Source organism: Bradyrhizobium sp. NBAIM01 (genome assembly GCF_020194115.1).
Classification (GTDB): domain Bacteria; phylum Pseudomonadota; class Alphaproteobacteria; order Rhizobiales; family Xanthobacteraceae; genus Bradyrhizobium; species Bradyrhizobium yuanmingense.
Map to the genome: position 1 here is coordinate 27,373 of NZ_JADYVU010000012.1, position 15,222 is coordinate 42,594.

Below are 15,222 nucleotides of genomic sequence, written 5' to 3' on the forward strand. Positions count from 1 at the left end.
TGCGGCCCGATGGATTCGGGGCCTGCGCCGTTCCGGCGCATCCCGGAATGACGGCGGAAAATGTGGCAGCCGCATGCGCTACACGGACAACGTGGAAAACCTTCGCTTCCCCGGCAAAGCAAATAGGAGCAGGTGCCGAAATTTTGTAGGTTGCGCCGCCCATGACGATGCAACAGCCGATACAAGTTCCGCCCGCCGATGACACGCCCGCGCCGCAGGCCGAGGCTGCCGCGCGCGTCACACCGATGATGGAGCAGTATCTGGAGATCAAAGCAGCGCATCAGGGCTTGCTGCTGTTCTACCGGATGGGCGACTTTTACGAGCTGTTCTTCGAGGATGCCGAGATCGCTTCAAAGACGCTCGGCATCGTCCTGACCAAGCGCGGCAAGCACCAGGGCGCGGATATCCCGATGTGCGGCGTGCCGGTCGAGCGCTCAGAGGATTATCTGCATCGTCTCATCAGCGCCGGGCATCGGGTCGCGGTCTGCGAGCAGACCGAGGATCCTGCCGCGGCGAAAGCGCGCGGCAACAAGAGCGTGGTGCGCCGCGGCGTGGTGCGGCTGGTGACGCCTGGCACGCTGACCGAGGACACGCTGCTCGATGCGCGTGCCAACAATTACCTGCTGGCGATCGCGCGCGCCCGCTCGTCCGCCGGCGGCGACCGCTTCGGCCTTGCCTGGATCGACATCTCGACGGCCGAATTCATGGTCACCGAGGTCTCGGGCGGCGAGCTCGCCGCGACGCTGGCGCGCATCAACCCGAACGAGGCGATCGTCACCGACGCGCTCTTTGGCGACAACGAGCTCGGCCAGACCTTGCGCGAGCTGCCGGCCGTGACGCCGCTGACCCGCGACGTCTTCGACGGCGCCACCGCCGAGAAGCGGCTCTGCGACTACTTTGCCGTCGCGACCATGGACGGGCTCGCGCAGCTGACGCGCCTGGAGGCCACCGCCGCGGCGGCCGCCGTCACCTATGTCGACCGCACCCAGGTCGGCAAGCATCCGCCGCTGTCGCCGCCCGCGCGCGAAGCCTCGGGCGCGACCATGGCGATCGACCCGGCGACGCGCGCCAATCTCGAGCTGACGCGCACGCTCGCCGGCGAACGCCGCGGCTCGCTGCTCGACGCCATCGACTGCACCGTGACTTCGGCAGGCTCCCGCCTGCTGGCGCAGCGTCTGGCCGCGCCGCTGACCGATGCGCCCGCCATCGCCCGGCGGCTGGACGCGGTCAGCGCTTTCGTGGCCGATCCCGCCGCGCGCGAGGACATACGCAGCATCCTGCGCGGCGCGCCCGACATGTCGCGCGCTCTGGCCAGACTCTCGGTCGGCCGCGGCGGGCCGCGCGACCTCGCCGGCATCCGCGACGGCATCATCGCCGCCGACCAGGTGCTGACGCGGCTCTCCGAACTGGATCAGCCGCCGCAGGAAATCGCGGCGGTGATGGCAGCGCTGCAGCGGTCGTCGCGCGCCCTCGCAGCCGAGTTCGCCAGCGCGCTCGACGAGCAGCTGCCGCTGATCAAGCGCGACGGCGGCTTCGTGCGCCAGGGCTACGAGCCGGCGCTCGACGAAGCGCGCAACCTGCGCGATGCCTCGCGCCTCGTGGTCGCCTCGATGCAGGCGCGCTACGCCGATGCGACCTCCGTCAAGGGTCTCAAGATCCGGCACAACAACGTGCTCGGCTATTTCGTCGAGGTCACCGCCCAGCACGGCGACAAGCTGATGTCGCCGCCGCTGAACGCGACCTTCATCCATCGCCAGACGCTGGCGGGACAGGTGCGCTTCACCACCGCCGAGTTAGGGGAGATCGAGGCCAAGATCGCCAATGCCGGCGACCGCGCGCTCGGCCTCGAGCTCGAGATCTTCGAGCGGCTCTGCGGCAAGGCGCTCGCGATCAGCGACGATCTGCGCGCCGCGGCGCAAGGCTTTGCGCTGCTCGACGTCGCGACGTCACTGGCCAAGCTCGCCGTGGACGAGAACTATGTGCGGCCCGAGGTCGACGGTTCGCTCAGCTTTGCGATCGAGGCCGGCCGCCACCCCGTGGTCGAGCAGGCGCTCAAGCGCAACGGCGAGCCGTTCATCGCCAATGCCTGCGACCTCTCTCCCGCGCCGGCACAGAAGTCAGGCCAGCTCTGGCTGCTCACCGGTCCCAACATGGCCGGTAAATCGACCTTCCTGCGCCAGAACGCGCTGATCGCCTTGATGGCCCAGATCGGCAGCTTCGTGCCGGCGACGCGCGCGCGGATCGGCATCGTCGACCGCCTGTTCTCGCGCGTCGGCGCCGCCGATGATCTCGCCCGCGGCCGCTCCACCTTCATGGTGGAGATGGTCGAGACCGCGGCGATCCTGAACCAGGCCGGCGAGCGCTCGCTCGTCATCCTCGATGAGATCGGCCGCGGCACCGCGACCTTCGACGGCCTCTCGATCGCCTGGGCCGCGATCGAGCATCTGCACGAGAGCAACCGCTGCCGCACATTGTTCGCGACGCATTATCACGAGCTGACTGCGCTCGCGGCCAAGCTGCCGCGCATGTTCAACGCCACGGTGCGGGTGAAGGAATGGCAGGGCAACGTCGTGTTCCTGCACGAGGTGCTGCCGGGCTCGGCCGACCGCTCCTACGGCATCCAGGTGGCGAAACTCGCGGGCCTGCCGCCGGCGGTGATCACGCGCGCCAAGTCGGTGCTGTCCAAGCTGGAGGCAGAGGACCGCGGCCAGACCGCGCGAGCCCTGGTGGACGATCTGCCGCTGTTCGCAGTGCCCTCACGCGCCGCCACTGAAGCCGCGCCGCCGAGCGAAGCGGAGCTGCTGATGGAGGCGGTGAAGGCGCTGCACCCCGACGAGATGTCGCCGCGCGAGGCGCTCGATGCTCTGTATGCGTTGAAAGCCAAACTGCCGAAGCCGTGATGGTGCCGTAGGGTGGGCAAAGCGGAGCGTGCCCACCACCTGTCGCAGCCGGAAAGAATGGTGGGCACGGCGCGCAAAGAGCGCACCTTTGCCCACCCTACAATTCCGAGCCCGGCCTAGCCCCGCGCCGCGATCGCCGCGGCTTCCGCGGCGGCGCGCTGCATACTGGTCGACATCTCGTTGGTCACCGTGCTCTGCTCCTCGATCGCGGCGGCGGTCGAGGTCACGTACTCGCTGACATTGTTGATCGCCTGCTTGATCGAGCCGAGCGCGCTGACGACGTCGCCGGAGATGCTGTTGAGACTGCCGATCTCCTGGCCGATCTTGTCGGTCGCCTGCTTGGCCTGGTTGGCGAGGCTCTTGACCTCGGAAGCGACCACCGCGAAGCCGCGGCCGGCCTCGCCCGCGCGCGCCGATTCGATCGTGGCGTTGAGCGCGAGCAGGTTGATCTGCCCCGTGATGTTGTTGATCATCTCGACGATGCCGCTCATCGCCTGCGCGGCCTCGGTGAGGCGCTGGGCCTGCGCGTCGGCGGCGCCGACCTGCTCGACCGCGCCCATCGCGGTCTCGCGCGACTTGGTCATGGCCTCGGAGATCTCCCGCACCGAGGCGTTGAGCTCCTCCGAGCCGGCGGCGACAGATTCCATCATGCCCCGCACGCGCTCGTTGCCCATGCGGACCAGGACCTGCTTGGTGACGTCGGTGGCGTATTTCACGACCTTGAACGGCTTGCCGTTGAGGTCGAGGATCGGATTGTAGGAGGCCTGGATGTAGACCTCCTTGCCGCCCTTGCCGATGCGCTTGTACTCCGCCGCCTGGTACTGGCCACGATTGAGCGCGGCCCAGAACTCGCGATAGCCGGCACCGTCGCGCTCGGAGGGCTCGACGAACATGCTGTGGTGGCGGCCCTTGATCTCGGCCAGCGAATAGCCGAGCGCGCCGAGAAAGTTGGCGTTGGCGGTGATGATCGTGCCGTCCATGTTGAACTCGATCACGGCCTGGGCCTTGTCGATCGCCGCGATCTGGCCGGCGAGATCGGCATTCTTCAGCTTCTCCGCGGTGACGTCGGTCGCGAACTTGACCACGCCGTACGGCCTGCCGTTTTCGTCGAGCAACGGATTGTAGGAGGCAAGGATCCAGACCTCGCGGCCCCCCTTGCCGATGCGCTTGAACTCGCCGGCCTGGTATTCGCCGCGGTTGAGCGCGGCCCAGAATTCGCGATAGGCCGGGCTGTTTCGGTCGGCCTCGGCCACGAACAGGCTATGATGCTTGCCCTTGATCTCGTCGAGCGAATAGCCGAGCGCCTTGCAGAAGTTCTCGTTGGCCGAGACGATGGTGCCGTCGAGCTTGAACTCGATGACGGCCTGGGCGCGGCTGATGGCAGCGATCTTGGAGGCGTCCGTCATGCTGCGGATCTTCTTCGCGGTGATGTCGGTCGCAATCTTGGCGACCATCACCGTCTTGCCGTTGCCGTCGAGCACCGGATTGTAGGATGCCTCGATCCAGACCTCGTGGCCGTCTTTCGCGATCCGCTTGAACTCGCGCGCCTGATACTCGCCACGGTTCAATGCGGCCCAAAACGCCTTGTACTCGGCGCTGTCGCGCTGGTCGGCCGGCACAAACATCGAGTGATGCTTGCCCTGGATCTCCTCGAGACGGTAGCCGAGTGCGTCGAGAAAATTCTTGTTGGCCGTGATGATCGTCCCATCAAGATTGAACTCGATCATCGCCTGCGAACGGCCGATGGCATCGAGCCGCGATTGTGCATCAGTGTGGAATTTACGGCCGAACATCAGGAAATCTCCATCTCGAATTGAGCCGAAGGGGGATATGCTCGTCAGTGTCGAGGAACTGATCGTGCAGCAGTGCTGACATATTCCAATCTGCGTCTCCCCCAGATCCGATTGGAAGGTCCGTCGCGATGGTCGGACAGCAACGAAGCGGGCGAGCAGCCTGATTCTTTACGGCAAAAGCTCGAACAAAGTTCTAATTTTACTGTCGGGAATTCGACGGGGGTTATCAGCATGTCAGCGCGAGGAGCCGCTGGAGCTCACACCGGAACAGTACGGCAGGACTTGAAATGATGGCGCTCATTCAACGGTTGATCCGAGCGGGCCACATCGGCTTCTCGCGACGTCGCGTCGCGCATATCCGTAGTCTCACGGCATCGGCCGCGTGCGGCGCAAGGCGCGCCGTCCTATTCTCCACAGCGTCAGATTCCATGCCACGCAGGTTGCGAGCGCGAGGCACAAGCCGGCGGCGGAGCCGAACCACACGACTGCAACGTGCAGGACCGCAATCGCCATGCCAAATCCGAGCAGGCCCCAGGCGGAGTTGGCGAGCACGGCAGCGGTCGGCGGTCCACCGATGCGCGGATGCAGGATGACCATGATGCTGGAGAACACCACGGGAAAGAGTGCAATGATGCCGCTGATGCGCGGGCCGACCCAACTCGATGTCGAAACCACGATGGCGACAAGGGTCGCAACCAGCGCAGCGCGCATCGGCACATCGTACCAGCGGCGCGTCACCAGCGGCATCTTCGCATGGCGATAGCGCGCGAGCAGTGGAATGCAGATGCCGAACGCGATCAGATTGGCGGCGAGCCCCGCCATGAGCGACCAGTCGAACTGGCGGATGATCGAGGCCATCCCGATCCATACCGCGAAAGCGCTTCCGCAGCTCACCACGAGAGTGTGCCGCTGCGACAGCACAACGTAAGTGAGGCACATCAAGATCGTTGCCGCATTGACCGGCAGGCTCGCCAGCGCGCCCTGGGCGACGAACGCGGCGTCATGATCGATCGCAAGGAAGACGTAGGACGGCCCGGCCGAGACCGGCAGGGTCGCGATCAGCGCGCCGATCACGGGTCCCGAGCGTTCGGTGATGATCGATGCCGTCACCACGAACGCCGCCGCGATCGCCATGCGCAGGAGCAGGAAGAGGAGGAAGTGGAGGTCGAGGGACATTTCTTGTTCTTGTGCCGGGCAAGCGACGCGCTGATCCCGAATTTACTCAGTCCGTCATTCCGGGGCGCGCGGAGCGCGAGCCCGGAATCCATAACCACAGGCCGCGATGCTTTAAGGAGGCTGGATCAACGACCGCCCGAAATCACGACGGCCGGGGATTATGGGTCCCGGGCTCGCGCCAAGCGGCGCGCCCCGGGACGACACCAATCGGTGGAATGACGACCTGCGTCTTACATCCGCTGCATCGACACCGACACCTTCGGGCCGTTCTTGATGGTCTGATAGACCACGCAATACCGCTCGGTGAGCTTGAGCAGCAGATCGAGCTTGTCCTGCGGCGCTGACGTGTCGACCTCGAAGCGCAGGCGGATCTCGGCGAAGCCGACCGGGGTCTCCTTGTCGATGCCGAGCGTGCCGCGGAAATCGAGATCGCCCTCGGCGTAGACGTTGCCGGTCTTCAAGGGCACCTCGATCGCGGTCGCGACCGATTTCAGCGTGACGCCGGCACAGGCGACCAGGGCTTCGAGCAGCATGTCGCCGGAGCAAAGCTCGAGGCCGGAACCGCCTGTGCCCGGATGCAGGCCGGCCATCGCGATAGCGCGGCCGGTCTCGACCTTGCACGCAATGCCTTCGCTATCGGTGGAGCCCTTGGCCTTCAGCGTGATCAGCGCAGCCTTGGGATCGGTCTTGTAGCGCTCCTTGATCGGGGCCTGCATCTGGCGCAGCTCTGCAGCGTCCATCTTGTTCTCTCCCGGGGATATCGACGAGCGGTATAGAGGGCGATTGGTTTGGTGTCAGCCCATGATTGGTGGAGGCAGTCATGACCAGCCGGGCCCCAAGAGAAAAATCTAAGCACATTCATGACGTTACCCCAGGCGCCGATACCGGCATCGAGGCCGATGCATCTGCGTGGCGAAACTCGCCGGTCGTCCCCTTGCGAATGTCTCGTGACAGCGCCTGTCACCTCTTATATCCGGTGAGACATGGACAGCGTCGCGACTGAGCAGAAGCCACAGGTGGACGAGCGCTTCGATACCGCGCGGATCACCGCCGCGGTCGATGCGCTTGCCGAGAAGCACGAGGACGCGTTCCGCACGGCGATGGCGCTATTGCTCAAGGCGGAGCTGATCGCGGCGCGCGCCGCCGCCCAGGCGATCCTTCTGAAGGACCGCCACGGCCGCCGCTGCGCCGAGTGGCTGTGCCACGTGCAGGACGAGATCATCCGCATCCTGTATTCGGCCGCGACGCGCCATCTCTACCGCTCGCCGATCCCGAGCGGGGCCGAGCGCATGGCGGTGGTGGCGACCGGCGGCTACGGCCGTGGCCTGATGGCGCCGGAATCGGACATCGATCTGCTCTTCATCCTGCCCTACAAGCAGACCGCCTGGGGCGAGCAGGTCGCCGAAGCGATCCTCTATTGCCTCTGGGACATGGGGCTGAAGGTGGGCCACGCCACGCGATCGGTCGACGAATCGATCCGGCAGGCGCGCGGCGACATGACGATCCGCACCGCGATCCTGGAGACGCGGTTCCTCACCGGCGACAAGCCGCTCTATGACGAGCTGGTCGAGCGCTTCGACAAGGAAGTGGTGCAGGGCACCGCGTCCGAATTCGTCACCGCAAAGCTCGCCGAGCGCGAGGAGCGCCACCGCCGCGGCGGCCAGTCGCGTTATCTGGTCGAGCCCAACGTCAAAGACGGCAAGGGAGCCTTGCGCGATCTGCACACGCTGTTCTGGATCGCCAAATACGTCTACCGCGTCCGCGACACCCACGAGCTGGTCGGGCGCGGCGTGTTCGATGCGCAGGAATATCGCACCTTCCGCCGCTGCGCCGACTTCCTCTGGTCGGTGCGCTGCAATCTGCATTTCTACTCTGGCCGCGCCGAGGAGCGCCTCTCCTTCGATCTCCAGCGCGAGATCGCGATCCGTCTCGGCTACACCTCGCATCCGGGCATGCAGGACGTCGAGCGCTTCATGAAGCACTACTTCCTGGTCGCCAAGGAAGTCGGCAATCTCACCGCCATCCTCTGCGCCAAGCTCGAGGACCAGCAGGCCAAGCCCGCGCCGGTGCTGAGCCGGGTGATGGCGCGGCTGCGACCGAGCGCAGTGAAGCGGCGCGTCCCCGACAGCGACGACTTCATCGTCGACAACAACCGCATCAACGTCGCCGCGCCCGACGTGTTCAAGCACGACCCGGTCAATCTGATCCGCATCTTCCGCCTCGCGCAGAAGAACAACCTCGCCTTCCATCCGGATGCGATGCGCGACGTGACGCGCTCGCTCGGCCTGATCAACGCGGGCTTGCGCGAAAATCCCGAGGCCAACCGGCTGTTCATGGAGATCCTGACCTCGGACAATGCCGAGATCGTGCTGCGGCGGATGAACGAGACCGGCGTGCTCGGTCACTTCATCCGCGCCTTCGGCAAGATCGTCTCGATGATGCAATTCAACATGTATCATCACTACACCGTCGACGAGCACCTGATCCGCTGCATCGGCTTCCTCCAGGACATCGAGCGCGGCGGCATCGAGGAGTTCGCGCTGGCGAGCGACCTGTTCCGCAAGATCCGGCCCGAGCACCGCGCGGTGATCTACATCGCAACGCTGCTGCACGACGTCGCCAAGGGCCGTCCCGAGGATCATTCCATCGCCGGCGCCAAGGTGGCGCGGCGGCTCTGCCCGCGGCTCGGCTTCAGCCCGGCCGACACCGAGCTCGTGGCCTGGCTGATCGAGGAGCACCTGACGATGTCCACGGTCGCGCAGTCGCGCGACCTCTCCGATCGCAAGACCATCGAGAATTTCGCTGCCGTGGTGCAGTCTGTGGAGCAGATGAAGCTCTTGACCATCCTGACCACCGCCGACATCCGCGGCGTCGGCCCTGGCGTGTGGAACGGCTGGAAGGCGCAGCTCTTGCGCTCGCTATACTACGAGACCGAGCCGGTGCTGACCGGCGGCTTTTCGGAGGTCGACCGCGGCAAGCGCCTCGCCGCTGCGCACGCCGAATTCCGCATGGCCTTCGCCGAATGGCCGAACGACGAGCTCGACGCCTATATCGGCCGGCACTATCCGGCCTACTGGCTCAAGGTCGAGCTGCCGCGCAAGATCCGGCACGCCCGCTTCGTCCGCTCCAGCGAGCAGGCCGGCCACAAGCTCGCGATCAATGTCGGTTTCGACGAGGTGCGCGGCGTCACCGAGCTGACGATCTTCGCCGCCGACCATCCCTGGCTGCTGTCGATCATCGCCGGCGCCTGCGCCTCGGCCGGCGCCAACATCGTCGACGCCCAGATCTACACCACGACCGACGGCCGCGCGCTCGACACCATCTCGATCTCGCGCGAATACGACCGCGACGAGGACGAGGGACGGCGCGCCACGCGCATCGGTGAGATGATCGAGGACGTGCTGGAGGGCAAGCTGCGCCTGCCCGAAGTGGTGGCGCGGCGCACCGTGCGCAGCAAGGCGAAGCCTTTCGTGATCGAACCAGAGGTGACGATCAACAACCAATGGTCCGATCGCTACACCGTGATCGAGGTCTCCGGGCTCGACCGACCCGGCCTGCTCTACGAGCTGACCACCGCGATCTCCAAGCTCAATCTCAACATCGCCTCGGCCCATGTCGCGACCTTCGGCGAGCGCGCGCGCGACGTGTTCTACGTCACCGACCTCCTGGGCGCCCAGATCAACGCGCCGACGCGCCAGGCCGCGATCAAGAGCGCGCTGACCCATGTGATGGCCGGCGACAAGGCGGTGCAGCCGGCGGCGTAGGACGCTCGGGGGATTCTCTCCACTCGTCATTCCGGGGCGCCGCGTAGCGGCGAACCCGGAATCCATTTATCGGTACCGTCGGTGTCGCCCGATGGATTCCGGGTTCGCGCTACGCGCGCCCCGGAATGACGAATTGAAAGACTCAAACCTCCACCCCCTCGTGCCGCAGCAGCCATCTCTTCCGCTCGAGGCCACCACCATACTTCACCAGCGAACCGTCCGCTCCGATCAGGCGATGGCACGGGAGCACCACACTGATCGGATTTGAGCCGTTGGCGTGGCCGACGGCTCGTATCGCCCTGGGCATGTCGATCTTCGCGGCGAGCGCGCCGTAACTCATCGTGGTGCCGGCGGGGATCTGCGCGAGCGCGGTCCAGACTTTTTGCTGGAACGGCGTGCCGGCGATACGCCATGCGATGCTCTGGAGCTGACCGAGATCACCGTCGAAATAGCGCGATAGTGCGGTCCGCATGTCCGACGGCGCAGGCTGATCACGCAGATCCACTGTGCCATAGTGCAGGCGCAGCAGATCGCGCATGCGGTGCTCATAGTCTTCCCAGTCGAGCGCGCGCAGCTTGCCCTCGGCATCGGTGACGAGCAGCGCAATCCCGATCGGCGTCGCCAGGTGGTCGAGACCGAAGCGTTCAGGCACCTTGGTTGATCGAGCGGACATTGCGGCACCAGCAATCGAAACACATCGATCGCACTTGCCACGGCGGCCGTGCTAACGTCCACCCGAAAGCTGATGCTTTGGGGGAGCTCGCCTTGATCCTGATCGCCAATATCCTGGTGGCGCTGGTCGCGACGCTGCACGTCTTCTTCCTCGTCCTGGAGATGTTTCTCTGGGACAAGCCGCTGGGCCTGAAGGTGTTTCGGAATTCGCCCGAGAAGGCCGAGATCACCAGGGTGCTGGCCGCCAATCAGGGTCTCTATAACGGCTTCCTCGCGGCCGGCCTGGTCTGGGGCCTGTTCCACGGCAACCCGGCCTTCGCATTCCAGATCAAGGTGTTCTTCCTGCTCTGCGTGATCGTGGCCGGCGCCTATGGCGCGGCGACCGTCAGCACGCGGATCCTGATCGTGCAGGCGCTGCCGGCGGCAATCGCGCTGATTGCGATGTTTCTCGCCTGAGACGCTACGGCGCGGCGCCGCGATCCTTGCGCTGCGGCGAAGCTTCCTCCACAATCTTCGGCAGCGATGGCGACCGTTGCAATCAACGGAGAAAGACCATCGACCTAAAATTCCGTCAGGAGGAACGAACCAACATGAACAATCGCAGAGCCTTCCTAGCTGCCACGGCGGCGTTCGCCGTCGCAGTCTCGACCAGCCAGGCCCTCGCCCAGAAGAAATACGACACCGGCGCAAGCGACACCGAGATCAAGATTGGCCAGACCGTGCCGTTCTCCGGCGCCTATTCGGTCTACGCCAATATCGGCAAGACCCAGGCCGCATATTTCAGGATGATCAACGATCAGGGCGGCATCAACGGCCGCAAGATCAACCTGATCCAGTATGACGACGCCTATTCGCCGCCGAAGACCGTCGAGCAGGTGCGCAAGCTGGTCGAGGGCGACGAGGTCCTGTTCACCTTTCAGCTGATCGGCACAGCCGCGAACGCCGCCGTGCAGAAGTACCTCAACGGCAAGAAGGTACCTCAGCTGCTGGCCTCGACCGGCGCCGCGCGCTTCAACGATCCGCAGAACTATCCTTGGACCATCGCTTACAATCCCAACTATGTGTCCGAGGGGCGGATCTACGCAAAATACATTCTCGCCAATCACCCCAACGCCAAGATCGGCGTGCTCTACCAGAACGACGACATGGGCCGCGACTATCTTGCCGGCCTCAAGAGCGGCCTCGGCGACAAGGCCAACATGATCGTCGGCGAGGTGTCGTATGAGGTGACCGACCCCACCGTCGACTCGCAGGTGGTGAAGCTGAAGTCGATGGGCGTCGACCTGTTCTATAACGCCTCGACGCCGAAATTCGCGGCGCAGGCGATTAAGAAGCTTGCCGATCTCGGCTGGACGCCGGTGCACATCCTCGACATCAATGCGAGCCCGATTTCGGCGACGCTGAAGCCGGCAGGCCTCGACATCTCCAAGGGCATCATCTCGACCAATTACGGCAAGGAGCCGAGCGACCCGCAGTGGAAGGACGATCCCGGCGTGAAGGCTTTCTTCGCTTTCATGGACAAGTATTTCCCGGAAGGTGACAAGCTCAACACCATCAACACCTACGCCTATTCGGTCGCCGAGCTCTTGGTGCAGGTCTTGAAGCAATGCGGCGACGATCTGACGCGTGCGAACATCATGAAGCAGGCCACCAATATCAAGGGCTACACGCCGAGCCTGGCGCTGCCCGGCATCAAGATCAACACCGGGCCGAACGACTACCGCGTCAACAAGCAGATGCAGATGATGAAGTTCAACGGCGAGCGCTGGGAGCTGTTCGGACCGATCATCGAGGACACCGGCCCGTCGGGCTAGAACGCATCTGCCTCTGCGACGTCATGCCCGGGCTTGTCCCGGGCATCCACGTTCTTGGGGCGTCAAGGAAGCCGTGGATGGCCGGGTCAAGCCCGGCCATGACGATCGAGAGAGCCTCCTACTTGGCGTTCAGGTCGGTATCTCTCCAAAGTTCTTCCCGACCGGCAGCACGGCGTGCCGGATCAGCCGCGAATCCTCCACCGCGGCCTGGCGGTGCTTCACCGCCTCACGATAGACGGGGTCGCGGATCATCTCGACGAAGGCGGCGACGGTTGGATATTCGGCGATGAAGCAATGGTCCCAGCGTTCCTCCTGCGGGCCGATCAGCATCAGCTCGAATTTGCCCTGCCAGACGATGCGGCCGCCGAGCCGTTCGAACACCGGGCCGCTTTCGCGGCCATAGGCCGCATAGGCTTCCGCGCCGCTCGCCTTGCGGCCGTCGGGATAGGCCGCCTCTTTGCGCAGGCGCACCAGGTTGAGCATGTGGATCGGGCCCGGCCGATCGTTCTCCCGGAATTGCGCGAAGATCTCCTTGGTCGGATCGATATGGCCCATGGCGCTCCCTCATCTTATTGATACGAGCGATCCTAGCCTTGCGGCCCCGGAAGCGGAACTGCGGCCGGCGAATGCCGCATCTCCTAATCGTGCGTTAACGCCGGGGTAACCCGGCCTTAAACAGCGACCGCTAGCGTCTCGGCGGGGCGGGCTGACCGGGCGTTTTGCGTATGGCGTGGGGAAAGAAAAAGGGTGCGCGGAAGGAGCCGCTGTTCGGCTTGCCCGCGGCGCTCGCCGATCTGCGGCTCACCCCGGCAGACCGCGTTCCCGGCGGCGACGACAAGCCGAAAAAATCCGCGAAACCATCCGCCAAGCGCAAGAGCGAGGATGCCGGCACCGAGCCGCCGCGCGAGCGCAAGGCGCCAGCCGGCCGCAGCGGCGCCAAGCGTCGAGCGAAGTCGCGTGGCGGGTTCGGTCTCGGCCGCCTGGTCTATTGGGGCGCGGTGCTGAGCCTGTGGGGCGTCATCGCGGTGATCGGCGTCGTGATCTATGTCGGCGCGCATCTGCCGCCGATCCAGTCGCTGGAGATCCCGAAGCGCCCGCCAACGATCCAGATCGTCGGCATCGACGGCAGCATTCTGGCCCAGCGCGGCGAGATGGCCGGCGCCAATGTCGCGCTGAAGGATCTGCCGCCGTATTTGCCCAAGGCGTTCATCGCGATCGAGGATCGCCGCTTCTATTCGCATTTCGGCATCGACCCGGTCGGCATCCTGCGCGCGCTCGTCACCAATTTGCTTCATCGCGGCGTCTCGCAGGGCGGCTCGACCTTGACGCAGCAGCTCGCGAAGAACCTGTTCCTGACCCAGGAGCGCACCATCCAGCGCAAGCTCCAGGAGGTGGAGCTCGCGATCTGGCTGGAGCGCAAGCATTCCAAGGACGAGATCCTGGAGCTTTATCTCAACCGCGTCTATTTCGGCTCCGGCGCCTACGGCGTCGAGGCGGCAGCGCAGAAATATTTCGGCAAGTCGGCGAAGGCCGTGACCGTCGCGGAAGCCGCGATGCTGGCCGGCCTCGTCAAGTCGCCATCCCGCCTTGCCCCGAACCGCAATCCGGAAGGTGCCGAAGCGCGGGCCCAGATCGTGCTCGCGGCGATGGCGGATGCGAAGTTCATCACCGACGCGCAGGCGAAGGCCTCGATCGGCCATCCCTCCTACAACGTGAAGCCGGCCGGCGCCGGCACGGTGAACTATGTCGCCGACTGGATCGGCGAGGTGCTGGACGATCTGGTCGGGCAGATCGACGAGAGCATCAAGGTCGAGACCACGATCGATCCGAAGCTGCAGAGCGTGGCGGAAGCCGCCATCATCGACGAGCTCGCGGCCAAGAGCGTGAAGTTCAACGTCAGCCAGGGCGCGCTGGTCGCCATGACGCCCGACGGCGCAGTGCGCGCCATGGTGGGCGGGCGGAACTATTCCGACAGCCAGTACAACCGCGCGGTCACCGCAAAACGTCAGCCGGGCTCCTCGTTCAAGCCGTTCGTGTACCTGACCGCGCTCGAGCAGGGGCTGACGCCCGACACCATGCGCCAGGACGCGCCGATCGAGGTCAAGGGCTGGCGTCCTGAGAACTACACCCATGAATATTTCGGCGCGGTGACGCTGACCCAGGCGCTGGCGATGTCGCTCAACACCGTCGCGATCCGTCTTGGCCTCGAGGTCGGGCCGAAGAACGTGGTGCGCACCGCACACCGCCTCGGCATCTCCTCCAAGCTCGAGCCCAACGCCTCGATCGCGCTCGGCACCTCCGAAGTCTCCATGGTCGAGCTGGTCGGCGCCTATGCGCCGTTCGCCAATGGCGGCCTCGCCGTGGCGCCGCATGTCGTCACAAGGATCAGGACAGTCAGCGGCAAGCTGCTCTACATGCGCCAGGCGGAGGAGCGCAACCAGGTCATCGACCCCCGCCATGTCGGCATGATGAACGCGATGATGCGGGAGACGCTTGTTTCGGGCACTGCCAAGAAGGCGGAGATCCCGGGCTGGCCGGCGGCGGGCAAAACCGGCACCAGCCAGGATTATCGCGACGCCTGGTTCATCGGCTACACCGCGAGTCTCGTCACCGGCGTCTGGCTCGGCAACGACGACAACTCGCCGACCAAGAAGGCGACCGGCGGCGGCCTGCCGGTCGAAGTCTGGTCGCGCTTCATGAAGGCCGCGCACGAGGGCGTGCCGGTGGCGGCGTTGCCGAGCTCACCCGGCGGCTGGGGCCTGTCGAACCTCGCGCAGGCGGCCTCGCAGGTGTCGCCGCCGACGCCCGCGGCACCGCCACAACCGAACGCCGGCGGCTATCGCCCGCCGCCTCCGACGCGCGCCAATGTGCGCCCCGAGGCGGCAGCCGGGCTCGATGGCTGGCTGATGGACCGGCTGTTCGGCGGGAATCGGTAGTTGTGGGTTGGGACCCTTCGGGCCTCAAAGCACAAACTGCGAAAACAACCCCATGCACAGTAGAAGACGAGGTCCGGCGCGATGCGCGCTGGATGCTGCGAAGCGGTTGATGCGCCGGGATTAATCAGGCAAGCGGCGCAATCGTCGCGAAGTGTGGCGATAATGGA

General features: G+C 65.3%; 10 protein-coding genes. 5 read left to right on the forward strand and 5 right to left on the reverse strand.

Annotated elements, in window-relative coordinates:
- The first annotated feature begins 161 nt into the window (after nucleotides 1-161).
- Complete coding sequence (gene mutS, locus I6F31_RS28670; RefSeq protein WP_225186472.1) at nucleotides 162-2,900, forward strand: DNA mismatch repair protein MutS; 2,739 nt, start codon at nucleotides 162-164, stop codon at nucleotides 2,898-2,900.
- Nucleotides 2,901-3,016: 116 nt separating this feature from the next.
- On the opposite strand, the gene I6F31_RS28675 is transcribed toward mutS, so the two are convergent.
- From I6F31_RS28675 to I6F31_RS28685, 3 genes are all read right to left on the reverse strand, one after another.
- On the reverse strand, nucleotides 3,017-4,693 hold the full coding sequence (locus I6F31_RS28675; RefSeq protein WP_225186473.1) for a PAS domain-containing methyl-accepting chemotaxis protein: 1,677 nt from the start codon (nucleotides 4,691-4,693) through the stop codon (nucleotides 3,017-3,019).
- A 366-nt stretch (nucleotides 4,694-5,059) separates the two neighbouring features.
- Entirely contained in the window at nucleotides 5,060-5,869 is an 810-nt protein-coding gene (locus tag I6F31_RS28680) for a hypothetical protein (protein WP_225186474.1), read from the reverse strand.
- Between the two features lie 230 nt (nucleotides 5,870-6,099).
- On the reverse strand, nucleotides 6,100-6,609 hold the full coding sequence (locus I6F31_RS28685) for an OsmC family protein (RefSeq protein ID WP_036002314.1): 510 nt from the start codon (nucleotides 6,607-6,609) through the stop codon (nucleotides 6,100-6,102).
- Nucleotides 6,610-6,852: 243 nt separating this feature from the next.
- Between I6F31_RS28685 and I6F31_RS28690 the strand changes: the two genes are divergently transcribed.
- The gene (locus I6F31_RS28690; RefSeq protein WP_225186475.1) at nucleotides 6,853-9,633 is read left to right on the forward strand and encodes a [protein-PII] uridylyltransferase; all 2,781 of its coding nucleotides are present in this window, start codon (nucleotides 6,853-6,855) and stop codon (nucleotides 9,631-9,633) included.
- Between the two features lie 142 nt (nucleotides 9,634-9,775).
- Here the strand turns inward: I6F31_RS28690 and I6F31_RS28695 are convergent, their stop codons facing one another.
- A complete protein-coding gene (locus I6F31_RS28695; RefSeq protein ID WP_225152313.1) occupies nucleotides 9,776-10,306 on the reverse strand; it encodes a methylated-DNA--[protein]-cysteine S-methyltransferase in 531 nt (176 codons plus the stop codon).
- Nucleotides 10,307-10,404: 98 nt separating this feature from the next.
- Between I6F31_RS28695 and I6F31_RS28700 the strand changes: the two genes are divergently transcribed.
- Together I6F31_RS28700 and I6F31_RS28705 are read left to right on the forward strand one after the other, a co-directional pair.
- Nucleotides 10,405-10,761: a DUF1304 domain-containing protein gene (locus tag I6F31_RS28700; protein ID WP_225186502.1), complete on the forward strand. Its 357-nt coding sequence runs from the start codon at nucleotides 10,405-10,407 to the stop codon at nucleotides 10,759-10,761.
- Nucleotides 10,762-10,895: 134 nt separating this feature from the next.
- Complete coding sequence (locus I6F31_RS28705; RefSeq protein WP_225148431.1) at nucleotides 10,896-12,119, forward strand: ABC transporter substrate-binding protein; 1,224 nt, start codon at nucleotides 10,896-10,898, stop codon at nucleotides 12,117-12,119.
- Nucleotides 12,120-12,248: 129 nt separating this feature from the next.
- Here the strand turns inward: I6F31_RS28705 and I6F31_RS28710 are convergent, their stop codons facing one another.
- The gene (locus tag I6F31_RS28710) at nucleotides 12,249-12,674 is read right to left on the reverse strand and encodes a DUF1330 domain-containing protein (RefSeq protein WP_036002330.1); all 426 of its coding nucleotides are present in this window, start codon (nucleotides 12,672-12,674) and stop codon (nucleotides 12,249-12,251) included.
- Between the two features lie 170 nt (nucleotides 12,675-12,844).
- Between I6F31_RS28710 and I6F31_RS28715 the strand changes: the two genes are divergently transcribed.
- The gene (locus I6F31_RS28715) at nucleotides 12,845-15,055 is read left to right on the forward strand and encodes a penicillin-binding protein 1A (protein ID WP_225148433.1); all 2,211 of its coding nucleotides are present in this window, start codon (nucleotides 12,845-12,847) and stop codon (nucleotides 15,053-15,055) included.
- Nucleotides 15,056-15,222 lie beyond the last annotated feature (167 nt).